The sequence below is a fragment of the Nostoc sp. 2RC genome, from assembly GCF_014222165.1.
In the GTDB taxonomy this organism is placed as follows: domain Bacteria; phylum Cyanobacteriota; class Cyanobacteriia; order Cyanobacteriales; family Nostocaceae; genus Nostoc; species Nostoc linckia.
This window is the reverse complement of the sequence record NZ_JACKZU010000251.1, coordinates 1-11958: the sequence shown is the minus strand read 5'-3', so window position 1 is coordinate 11958 and position 11958 is coordinate 1. Positions and strand designations below refer to the sequence as shown.

General features: G+C 40.3%; 6 protein-coding genes. 4 read left to right on the top strand and 2 right to left on the bottom strand.

Annotated features, from left to right (window positions below; genetic code table 11):
* The first annotated feature begins 535 nt into the window (after positions 1 to 535).
* Positions 536 to 1519, top strand: a complete 984-nt coding sequence (locus GNE10_RS23865) for an RNA polymerase sigma factor, RpoD/SigA family (RefSeq protein WP_099067985.1) — start codon at positions 536 to 538, stop codon at positions 1517 to 1519.
* Between the two features lie 693 nt (positions 1520 to 2212).
* The gene (locus tag GNE10_RS23860) at positions 2213 to 2839 is read left to right on the top strand and encodes a hypothetical protein (RefSeq protein ID WP_221642971.1); all 627 of its coding nucleotides are present in this window, start codon (positions 2213 to 2215) and stop codon (positions 2837 to 2839) included.
* Here GNE10_RS23860 and cobO read toward each other — a convergent pair.
* Positions 2836 to 3513, bottom strand: coding sequence for a cob(I)yrinic acid a,c-diamide adenosyltransferase (cobO, locus tag GNE10_RS23855; RefSeq protein ID WP_185567282.1), 678 nt, complete (start codon positions 3511 to 3513; stop codon positions 2836 to 2838). The two genes, GNE10_RS23860 and cobO, sit on opposite strands and share 4 nt — an antisense overlap.
* Positions 3514 to 4121: 608 nt before the next feature.
* Here cobO and GNE10_RS23850 point away from each other — a divergent pair.
* Positions 4122 to 4658, top strand: coding sequence for a nucleotidyltransferase family protein (locus GNE10_RS23850; RefSeq protein ID WP_185567281.1), 537 nt, complete (start codon positions 4122 to 4124; stop codon positions 4656 to 4658).
* Positions 4659 to 5169: 511 nt separating this feature from the next.
* Entirely contained in the window at positions 5170 to 5838 is a 669-nt protein-coding gene (locus tag GNE10_RS23845; protein ID WP_185567280.1) for a nuclear transport factor 2 family protein, read from the top strand.
* 182 nt (positions 5839 to 6020) lie between these two features.
* On the opposite strand, the gene GNE10_RS23840 is transcribed toward GNE10_RS23845, so the two are convergent.
* Complete coding sequence (locus tag GNE10_RS23840; RefSeq protein ID WP_185567279.1) at positions 6021 to 11672, bottom strand: PAS domain S-box protein; 5652 nt, start codon at positions 11670 to 11672, stop codon at positions 6021 to 6023.
* Between the last annotated feature and the right edge of the window lie 286 nt (positions 11673 to 11958).

Here is an 11958-nt window from a genome sequence, read left to right as displayed (position 1 = left end):
CCATCTCCCCATCTCCCCATCTCCCCATCTCCCTATGCCCCATTCGTAACATCCCTCCACTCCTAAAGCCAATTAAGTTCGGTTATCCGGCTAATTTTTAGCAACAGAAGAGGGGTTTTTGGCGTCACTATAGATGTAGTGAGTAATTTCAAGGAAGTTTAAAAATTTTTTTGGCAAAGGGACAGTTTTAAATTATAATTACAAGCTTTATCTTAAGATACTTTACTATCTACCTGATTTATCGTATTATAAAGCTAAGTAAAACTCATATCCACTTCGGATTTTTCAGTTACAGTTAGTAACTGTCCAAGAGAAGAATTCTCAAAAACAACCCAGCGTGCTTATAAAAGATTAAAAAATTTCAGGAAGGTAGGGGGAACCTATCTCAGGGGTTTACCGTCTTAACAACGGCTTTATCAATCGATCTCATTACTTTTGGTAGCTCCTAGTGTTCCGTGATCTGTGTACTACCTTTCTCAATTAACTTTAGTAAGAAAAAATACATTGTATTTACGGAGTAGAGGACAACGCACCAATGCCTACTGTCAATACCCAAACGGAAAACCTGAACACCAAATTCACGGCTGATATGGTGCGAACCTATCTGCGAGAAATTGGTCGCGTACCACTGCTAACCCGCGAACAAGAAATTGTCTATGGTAAGCAGGTGCAACAAATGATGACGCTAATTGACGCCAAAGAAGCTTTGGCGAAGAAATTGCGTCGGGAACCGAGTTTACCAGAGTGGGCTGACCATGTTCGCCAATCAGAAACCGAAGTGAAACAAACGGTAGCTCAAGGTAAGCGCGCCAAGCAAAAAATGATTGAAGCGAATTTACGCTTGGTGGTTGCCATCGCTAAGAAATATCAAAAGCGTAACATGGAATTTCTGGATTTGATCCAGGAAGGAACACTAGGATTAGAACGGGGTGTAGAGAAATTCGATCCCACAAGGGGTTATAAATTCTCAACCTACGCTTACTGGTGGATTCGCCAAGCGATTACCCGTGCGATCGCCCAACAAGGTCGTACTATTCGCTTACCGATTCACATTACCGAGAAGCTCAACAAAATCAAAAAAGTGCAGCGCGAGTTGGCTCAAACCCTGGGGCGATCGCCTACTCCAGCTGAAATTGCCAAAGAACTGGAACTAGAACCTGCTCAGATTCGTGAGTATTTGAATATGGCGCGTCAACCAGTGTCTTTGGATGTGCGAGTCGGCGATAACCAAGATACAGAGTTACAGGAAATGCTCGAAGATGACGGCCCGTCACCAGAGTATTACACCAACCAAGAGTTCCTACGCCAAGACTTAAACAACTTGCTAGCAGAACTAACTCCCCAACAGCGCGAAGTTTTAGCCTTACGCTTTGGTTTAGAGGATGGTAACGAAATGTCATTGGCGAAAGTTGGTGAGAGATTGAATCTCAGCCGCGAACGCGTCCGCCAGTTGGAGCATCAAGCTTTGGCTCATTTACGTCGCCGTCGTGGCAATGTTAAAGAATACATCGCTAGCTAAAACCATCAGACGCAAAAATTTGCGTCTCCACACCACCTTGGTGAAGCGCCTCCTGAATTCAGGAGGCGATTTTTTTTAGAGAAGAGACGTTGTCATGCAACATCTCTAAAAAATCGAACACCATTGCCATATTTATACTTATATAAGTATGATAAAAATATCATTTATTAGTACTTACAAGTAAAAAAAGATTCCATTGTTATTGTTGACTGTTGACGGTTCGCAATTAACACTCAACACTTCAGGGAACTCCAAAAAATAAATTGTTCAGATTTAGGTCGTTGACTATTCACTGTTGACTGTCAACGGTCAACGGTCTTCTGTGGAATATTTTTTTACTTGGAAGTCCCTAAACCAAAATAATTTATTTCATTGGTAGTACTAGATTTAAAATTAACCTCACCCAATGGAATGAATCTGCTGGATGAATCATAAATAGTCTTAGTGATGGTAATCTAGGATTGTTAAGCTAAATTAAATAAAAATTTTAGTTTTTGAGAGTTTTGTTTTTCCGACAATAGAAATTAAGTCATTAGCAATCAAGACTTGATTATGATTTAAGTAAGTTCTGGAAAATGTAGTTAATTTTTTAACAGGAGAAGTAGGGTGCTTAACAACTTTCATCGGTTATTATCTCCCCGCCAGTGGGGAGTTTCCCTTGCGGGCTTAGGCTTACTTCTCGCGTTCGGCTGTATGAGCAACCAAAATGATGTTGTCTCAGTTAAAAACGCTCCATTTTCATCAGCTCGGATTCAAAGAAGCTCTGAAAATTCTCTTTTGTCAAGACTCAGACAAATTCGAGAACAGAGAAGTCAACAGCAAATAGCTGCTGCTGATGGAGAGATTTTTGGGGATAAAAACAAAAAAATAGCATCTACAACCACAAAGCTGGCTCCAGATGCTCAGTCTAGTACCAAAGGAGTAGGAGCTTTACCACGAGGGAATTTTCCGACAAAAGATGGAGTTTATCTTTACGGCCAATCGCCACAAGCAAATCAGATTGGTCAAGCTTACATCATATTTCAAAAGCAGCGAGACAGGGCCATCGGTGCTTTGTATATGCCCCAATCAGAGTTTAATTGTTTTCGGGGCACCCTCGACCAGTCGGGAGAGTTAGCGATGACGGTTCGTGGGTCATCTACCCAAGCGAGTGCTGATGAGTCTAATCAGGTAGCTACAAGCAATATATTGCCTAAGGTTAGTGAAGATGAGCTAAGTACCTATGCTTACTCAATAACTTTGCAAGACTTTTATCGATTAAATTCCATCGGTACTGGCGATCGCCGCGTATTACAAACGTGCAAATCATCTTTTAGTTAATACTCAATTCCTGGCTGCGCTTTTACACCTTGATCGCGGAACGGATGCTTAACTAGGGTCATCTCTGTTACTAAATCCGCACATTCGATTAAAGCAGCTGGCGCTCCTCGCCCTGTGAGAATAACGTGTTTATTAGCTGGTTTTTCTGCCAAACCTGCTAAAACTTCTTCCACTTCTAAATAAGCCATTTTCAAAGCGATATTGATTTCATCTAGTAACACAAGATGAAAATCTGGGTTGCGGATATATTCTAATGATTTTTGCCATGCGGCGCTAGCTTTATCAAGGTCGCGATCGCGGTCTTGAGTTTCCCAGGTAAAGCCTTCGCCCATTGCATGAAATTCGATTTGGTCTTCCCAATAACTAAAAACCCTTTTTTCTGAAGGTTCCCAGCTACCTTTAATGAATTGGACGATGGCTACTTTATATCCATGACCTAGCGATCGTAATACCATCCCCAAAGCCGCAGTAGTTTTACCCTTACCATTACCAGTATTTACAATAATTAATCCTTTTTCTGGTATTGCTTGTGCAATGCGCTTGTCTTGCACTTCTTTGCGTCGTTGCATCTTTTTGCGATACTGTTCCTCAGTCAGAGATGAGGACATGACTTCATCAATCAAACGCTCAATCTCTCGATCTTGGTTTAATTCCTGTGGGGTGTTGTTTGTCATTAATCGTGTGTACAAATAACTGTTAAATGTGTTGAAAATGAACAAAAATTATCTTGATTATCTGATTTAAATAAAATCAGATAATTCAATATGTCGAGTCAAATTACACGCAAAAATATTGACTCTGTGCTAGATATTGCGACTAACAGCACGCGGTTGGCTCCCCTAAGTGGATTTCAAAAATCAAATATCAGTCCTATATTGAACAAACAGATATGTAAAAATATATAATATACAAATTCAAGTTATTTTCTGAGTTAAATATTACTATTTTTAATAATTTAATTTAGTTAATAAAAATACTTTACTGAAGTTTGTATTAGCAAAGTGGTGGAAGATGGGTGTACTTTATAGCAGCACAAATAAATCTTCTAGAAATTTAATATAACACGACTAAATCATTTGTAAAATTTTAATGCTCAGGCTGTTGTTTGACTACAGTTGATAGTTAAGGGATTTTCAAGTAAAAAAATATTTCATTACTATTGTTGAGTGTTGACTGTTGACTGTTAACTGTGAACCGTCAACGCTTTAACCAGAATAATTTATTTTTTGCAGTTCCCTAACAGCCGCCATTGATATTTTGACAACTCAAATAGGATTGCTATATGAATAGTAACACTCGTTTACAGATGATTTTAACTGATACAGCTATTGATAGAGTATTACCTGCCATCGCTCAACTCAATTTACCTAACTGGTGGTTAGCCGGAGGTGCGGTTAGAAACACAGTTTGGCGTTCAATTTTTGGTGACCATTGTGGCTTAGGTATTAAAGATTTTGATATTGCTTTTTTTGATATGGAAGGAAATCGTTCCCAGGAACTAGCAGCTAAGGCAAATCTCACAGAACAATTTCCTGATGAGCAATTTGATATCAAAAATCAAGCTAGTTTTGCTCGTTGGCGTCTTGGGTCAAGACCCTACACTAGTACGGAAGATGGCATTACAAATTGGTTACATACTGCTACTGCTGTGGGAGTCCGACTCAACGCACAAGGTGAATGGGAATTTTTCACTCCCTACGGATTAGATGATTTATTTGATGGTATTATTCGACCGACACCAACACATACTTATAACATTGATGCCCACAATAAAGGGTCTGGGTTTTTACAAAAGTGTCCTGATCTGCGTTTGGCATAAAAGTGATACCAGTAGGGGTGTACAGCTGTACGCCCCTACCTTTATCATGAACTATTGTAGATTACTATAGTAATTATATTTAAGTTGTAAAAATTGATAATACAAAGTTAATTTTTTTTGTTTTCAAATTATCTAAGTAGTAACTTAATTACTTAATCAAATCAATATAGATTTATCGATAAAAAACACTAACAAATTCATTTTTAGATTGTTATAAATAGAATAGTTACATAGCAATCCTATTTCAGATGTGAACAATATCGGTGTGAACTATTGACTGTCAAAGGTTAACAGTCAACAACCCTAACACATAATATTTCACAAATTATTTGGGATTGCTATAGAAATCCAATCTTGTACTAGGTTTATCATTTACTAGCTGATATTTAAATAAGCTCTAGCGAAATCTGCAAGGATTTCAGTAAGTTTTTGAGCTAAATTTATCAGGCTAAACTTTAGCGTGCAAGAAAGTACAAGATGCGAAAAGTATAAAAATTAGGGGAGTCATCTTGTGGAAAAAAGAAGAGAAAACGGGCAAATTGTTGCCAAGGCTATTTCATTTTTGTTAAATCGTATAACTTTGATAGTGCTTGCTGTTGCTCTTGTCTTATTTATTGGAGGTAGGTTTGAAATAGCAAATGCAAGTCAACCTAATGCAGAATTGGACATTCAAAGATTAGCAAGTTGTTATGCTCTGGGAACTGACACCATTGGTACGGGAAATATTTTAGAAGGAAAGAAAATTTATCGGAATTGTTTTACTCAAGATGCAGTTTTCACTGTAGTTTTTCCTGATGGGGCAACCGAAACACGTATTGGAACAGATTCATGGGCAGATTTTGTTTATGCGATATTTCAACAAAATGGTTATCTAGCTACCCAACACTTGATGGGTTCGATAAACGTCTCATTTGAAAATAATAATAATAAAGCAACGATGATTGCTTATCTTCATGCCACTCATAAACGTTCAGAAACTAGCATTGATGTTGCGAATGGCACTTATGAAGATGAAGTCGTCAATAGAAATGGGCGTTGGAAAATCCGTAATCTAAATCTCAAACTGATTGACTTCTTAAATCTCAGTTCTCCAACAACTAATTCCTCAGCCGCTAATGCTCGAACCACTAATTCCTCAACTACCTTTGTTGTACCGAATATACCTCGCTTAAAGCAGTAATTGTTCAAACTTCATAAGGTAAAAGTAAAAAGTTAAAAAGTAAAAAAAAGATGAATTCAGTATTTCTTTTACTTTTTACTTTTTACGTTTTATACAGATATGTTTCAAATAGATGAAAACTGCTGTAAATCCATTAACGTATCGAAGGTAACTAAACACAGCTAACTAATTGCAATTTCTCCTTATTTATCTACCTGCAAGCTAATATCGATAATTTCATCGAAGCAGAAGTTACGGACTAAATTTGCCAAATTTTCTGCCAAGTGAGAATGAGTCGGCTCAATTTGTTGAATGAGTTGCAAAATTCGCTCAGCATCAACTTCAATGGCTGCTTGATTTAATTGTGCTATCCATTCAGCAGGCATCAGCTTAATTGCAGAGTTAATATCCAAGCTGGCAGGTTGAGCATTATTTAACTTTTTGTCTGTGAAATTTTCACGGCTTTCTTCTGCATAAATATAATCGACATCCAAATATTCAGCGATTTTTTCAAAAATGACCTGTTCTCGGAATGGCTTACGAACTAAGTCGTCACAACCTGCGGCTAAGATACTTGCTTGTTGTTCTTCAAAAGCGCTGGCAGTGAGGGCGATAATTACGGTACGGAAAGAGGACACAGGGACGCACTGGGGCACTGACGCACCGACATTGTCGCTCTTTGTGTCACCGCCTCTTTTAATCTCTGCATCTCTTCTTTCTCTGGCTCTAATTTCTTTAGTTGCGTCATAGCCGTTCATTACAGGCATTCGCATATCCATCCAAATTAAGTGGGGTTGCCAATTTTGCCAAATAGCGATTGCTTCCTGTCCATTATTAGCAATTTTGGTATTAAAACCAACACTACCAAGCAGTTGTACAATTAAATTGCAGTTTTCTTTGCGGTCATCCACCACCAAAATTCGGTAATCTGGTTGGTTTGGTGCTAGTTGAATCACCCGCCCTTTACTTAACTTGGGTGTAGCTTTTAAGGCTGCAACCAAATTCACTTGGATGTCAAAGCTAAAAATAGATCCTTGTCCAGGGGTGCTGGTAATGTGAATGTCACCTCCCAACAAGCGCACAAACTGGCGGCTAATGGTTAACCCCAACCCAGTGCCCTCCTTCGTTTGGATACCACTTGATGTCTGCACAAAAGGCTGAAACAAATTATCCATTTCTTGTTGTGCTATTCCCCGTCCGGTGTCTTCGATTTCAAAGATTAGGGATTGGGGCATTGGGCATGGGGAGTGAGGAGTGAGGAGTGAGGAGTTAAGAATATTCTCTAGTTCCCTTGTCCCCTCATCTCCTCCATCTCCCCATTTCCCCAACCTCACCCGCAAGGTTACGCCGCCAGTTTGAGTGAACTTAACAGCATTACCCAAAAGGTTAATTAGGATTTGGCGCAGTTTACCTTCATCTGTTTGGATGTAACGGGGGAGATTGGGGGACATTTCAAATTTGAGGAATAATTGCTTGGCTTGTGTCCGCACCTGGAACATTTCTTGTAATGTTTGCAACAAGAAATAAAGGTCGAAGTCTTCGGGGTTGAAAATAATTTGTCCGGCTTCAATTTTGGACATTTCCAAGACATCGTTAATCAAGTTGAGTAAGTGTTCTCCACTACGGTTAATGGTAGCTAGGGATTCACGTTGATTAGAGTTGAGGCTGGTGTCTCGTTCCATTAATTGGGAAAAGCCGAGAATTGCATTTAAGGGTGTGCGGAGTTCGTGACTCATGTTAGCCAAGAAAGCGCTTTTTGCTCGGTTGGCTGTTTCGGCGGCTTCTTTGGCAATTCTCAAAGCTTCTTCTGCTTGATGTCTGGCTCTACCAATGGCTATGATTTCACCAACCAGTTTCAAGAAATTAATATCTTCTTGATTCCAGGTTTTCGAGGAGCGAATCATGGCTGCACCGACAAATCCAACGACTTTGCCAGTATGAACCATCGGTACAGCCAGTAAAGATTGAAACGACATAGTTTCAAACAGTTGTCGCTCTGGTAGATGGGCTGGTAGTTCTTCCACACGAGAGATTTGGCGATGTTTACCACGGAGAATTGGCTCGTAGAAATACGGAAAAACTTCCACAGGCGAACCTCTGGCAATATCAATTAATGGTGAAACATGTTCGCTGCACCATTCATGAATTAGGTAAAATTCCTTTTGCTCGTTGGAACATTCAAAAATGCAACTGTGTTCGGCGTTAATAAATTCAGCGATCGCTTTGAGTGTAAAGTTAATTGCTGTTTCTAAATCTTGGTCAATAAATTGCCGAGAAATGCTGCTGATTAAAGTTTCCGCTTGAGTACGACGTTGCAGGGCTGCTTCTGCTAGTTTGCGATCGTTAATATCACGAGCTACACCCACAATTTGAAAGTTACCTTGGGCGTCTTGGGTGCGGGCTATATTAGCAGTTTGCCAAACCCAGCCCCCATTGCGATGTCTGCCACGAAACTCAGTATTGGAAATTCCTTCACCTGTTGCCAGAACTTTTTGAGCAACTTCTAGACATTTGGGCACATCATCGGGATGAGTAAATAATGCCAAGGAATTACCCTCGATTTCGCTAGGGGCAAATCCGGTGGTCTTTAAAATATTTGGGGAAATATAGTTGAAAGCTCCATCAGTATTCATCGCAAATAGCACATCATTTACCGTTTCTACGATGGTACGAAACTTTAATTCGCTTTGTTGTAAAGCGGCTTCTGCTTGTTTGCGTTCCAATTCAGCACCGGCACGGGCAGCAAAAATTTTCATAATTAGTTCTCGTCCGGGATCGGGCTGCATTGGTTTGACATCTATTACTGCTAGATGTCCAATAATTTCGCCGGATGAACTGGTAAGAGGAACGCCGAGAAAACTTTCGGCATTCATCCTGATTAAATCTGCATCTTCGGGGAAAGCGCCTTGCACTCCTTGGGGATAGTGACACATATTGCCTTGCAAGGTATGTTGACAAGGAGTACCGCGCAAATCATATTCCAAGTTGTCGCCAATATTTCCACAACACCAAAATGCCAAAGTGTGGACTTTGGTTTTTGGCTCATCATTAAATTCAGTGACTAGGGCATATTGGACTTGCAACACTTCGGCTAGGTAACGAACGCAGGAATTAAAGAATTCATCACCGGTTTTAGCTGCTGTGCCTTCAACAATTAAGCGTAAAGCTTGTTCTTGTTGTTTGCGGACGCTAATATCCGTAAACACGCAATCCAGACAAGATTCTTCTGAGTTGAGGCGCAGTGACAATAATAGCCAGACCACAGAACCATCGGGGCGACGCAATGGTAATTCATAATTGCATACTTCGCCATGTTCTTCTATCTGTTTTAAAATTATGGCGCGTTCGCTGGGATTGAGATAAAAATCTGTTGTCAAATAATTGCCAATTAAATCAGAAGCACAAGCAAAACCGACGATATGTGCGCCATGATCGTTAGCATCGAGAATTAATCCATCCTTTCGACGGGTGCGGAAAATTCCCACTTGGGAATTCTCAAAGATGTTGCGGTATTTCATTTCACTACGACGCAAGGCTTCTTCTGCTTGCTTGCGTTCTGTGATATCTCTTCCTACACCTGCGATCGCAATTTCACCACTGGAAGTATGAATTGTGGAAGTATTAAAGTTAAACCATCGCCAGCTACCATCTTTGTGTTGCAATCGCACTTCAATATCAGTGAGTTTTTCCCCGGTTATCGCCCTTTGTAAGCCGGTGGTGCTAGTTGGTAAATCTTCAGGATGGGTAAACTCTACCACTGAATGACCTTCGATTTCCTCCAAACTGTAACCCATGATTGCCGTTACATTCGGCGAGTGATAAGTAAAAATTCCCTGTGGTGAGAGAATAAATATCAAATCATTGGCATTTTCCACAATGCTGCGGAATTTTAACTCATTTTCTTGCAACGCTGCTTGGACGCGTTTGCGTTCTGTGGCATCGGTTCCCACCGAAAGAATTTCGACTAAGTTTCCTTGTTCATCTAAGATGGGTTTATTTGCCCAGACTATCCAAACGCGATCGCCATTTTTACACAAGTTCTCGTTTTCATTAAATAGATATTTTTCTGGGTGCAGGCAAATATCCACCATCAAAGCCTGCAAGTCCCGTCCAGAAGTTTCCGTTTCCGGAACAATTGTACCGACAACATTACGTCCTGTAATTTCATCTAAATCGAAACCAAAAAGTCTTTGACCGTAGTCATTCAAAAATATAACGTCACCATTGCCATCCCAACGCAGAATGATACAATTGGCAGTTTGTACCAAATCGCGATATTGTGCTTCACTTTGGCGCAAGGCTTCCTGAGTGCGTTTGCGAGCGGTAATATCCCGCACTATTGCTAAGATATGTGGCTTGCCATGATAAATACAAATCGTTCCTTTGACTTCCACATCGATTAAACTGCCATCTTTGCAGATATCAACTGCTTGTCCGTAAAATTGCTCGCCAGCTCGTGTTTTTTCTACAAACTCATTAAAAACACCATATGAATCTGGGTGAATATAAGCAGATGGATGCAAACCTATAAATTCTTCATAGCTATAGCCGTGCATCTGGTAAGCAGCAGGATTAATTTCAACGACTGTTTCAGTTTCGATTTCAGTAAGAAATAGTCCGTCATTGATAGCTTCAAAAATACTGCGGTATTCCAACTCACTTTGTCGCAGTGCTTCTTCTGCCCTATGGCGTTGAGTCACATCGCGGAAACTCCAAACTCTGCCAATAATTTGTTCGCCGACACGCTGAGGACAGGAGTAGCGCTCAAATATTCTGCCATCGCACAGTTCTAACCAGTCATGACTCACAACTTCCGGGTTTTGGTATAATTCCCCCACCCGTTGTAAAAATGCATCGGGGTCTTTTAACTGGTCTGCTAAATGCGCTAGTCGCCGGGGATGACTTGGTTCGCTCAAAAGTTCTGGTGGAATCGACCACATTTCTAAGAACTTTTGATTATAACTAGTGATATTACTAAAAGTATTGACTACTAAAATACCATCTTGAATTGATTCAAAGATAGTATTGAGCAAAGATAAAGAATTTTCTAGAGCCAGCTGGGTGTTTTTGCGCTCTGTAATATCCCGTCCCAAAACAAGCAAGGCCTTACGTCTACCATCCTGGTGAAACAAGGGAGCTTTAATCATATCTAAACTGCTCGTTGTGCCATCAGGTCGGGGTACAATTTCTTCTACCCGATGCACAGATCCCAGTTGCCAAGATTGTTCATCTGTTTCGCTGCAATGAAGTAAGGTATCGCAATAAAAATTGCTAAATTCTGCCAGTTCGGAATCAGTTTTACCTCGATAATCAACACCTTCTAGCTCTAAAAATTCCAAGTTTGCTTGGTTTGAGAGCAACCATTTGCCCTCACCATCTTTTAAACAGATGATATCCGGTGTCGCGTTAATTAATGTATTTAACTGTTCCTTAACTTCTTGCAAAGATTCTTGAGCTTCTATCGTCTCAGTAATATCGCGAATCACCAATATTGCACATTTTTCATCAGTTAATCCGATACAGCTACCAGAAATTTGTAATGTTAAAGTTCCTTGAGAGCGCCACAACTGATAATTTGTTGTTTCATACTCTCCATTGAGGATTTTGATATCCGGATAGGCTGACAAAGCAACTAACTGTCCAGCTTGCACCAAAGGTAGCAAGTCAATTAACCTCAAACCACAAACACCACCGTGGGCTTGGTTAACTAGAAATTCAAAGCTAGAATTGCACCATTGAATACATTGGTCTGCTCCCACCCAGACTACAGCATCAGCGATCGCATCCAGTGTGACTTCCATTTTATTCAACGTGGTTTGCAATTGCTTTACCAACTCTAGCTGTTGTCTACTCATCAACCACTGACTCCTCTTCAAATAATGCCTAATAATCCTTAGTTAAATCCTTTACAAATTAGTAATCATGTGCTGTTGATGATACTCATAAATGTGTATAGTGATTGTATCGCTACTCCCTGACAGGAATATTCGACTACAGTAAAACTACACATTCGCTTCAAATTTTACGGAAGTTATGGAAGGGTATGGGGAGATGAGGGGGAAGGGGGAAGGGGAAATTTTGTGTTTTTTACACAACTGACGCTGCCGGCGAAAAGAGAGGGGGGGAACTTGGGGGGGGGCG

What these genes read in the sequence shown, in the direction of transcription:
- cobO (WP_185567282.1), bottom strand. Translation starts at nt 3,513, where the DNA reads ATGACAAACAACACCCCACAGGAATTAAACCAAGATCGAGAGATTGAG.
- GNE10_RS23850 (WP_185567281.1), top strand. Translation starts at nt 4,122, where the DNA reads ATGAATAGTAACACTCGTTTACAGATGATTTTAACTGATACAGCTATT.
- GNE10_RS23840 (WP_185567279.1), bottom strand. Translation starts at nt 11,672, where the DNA reads ATGAGTAGACAACAGCTAGAGTTGGTAAAGCAATTGCAAACCACGTTG.
- GNE10_RS23865 (WP_099067985.1), top strand. Translation starts at nt 536, where the DNA reads ATGCCTACTGTCAATACCCAAACGGAAAACCTGAACACCAAATTCACG.
- GNE10_RS23860 (WP_221642971.1), top strand. Translation starts at nt 2,213, where the DNA reads ATGAGCAACCAAAATGATGTTGTCTCAGTTAAAAACGCTCCATTTTCA.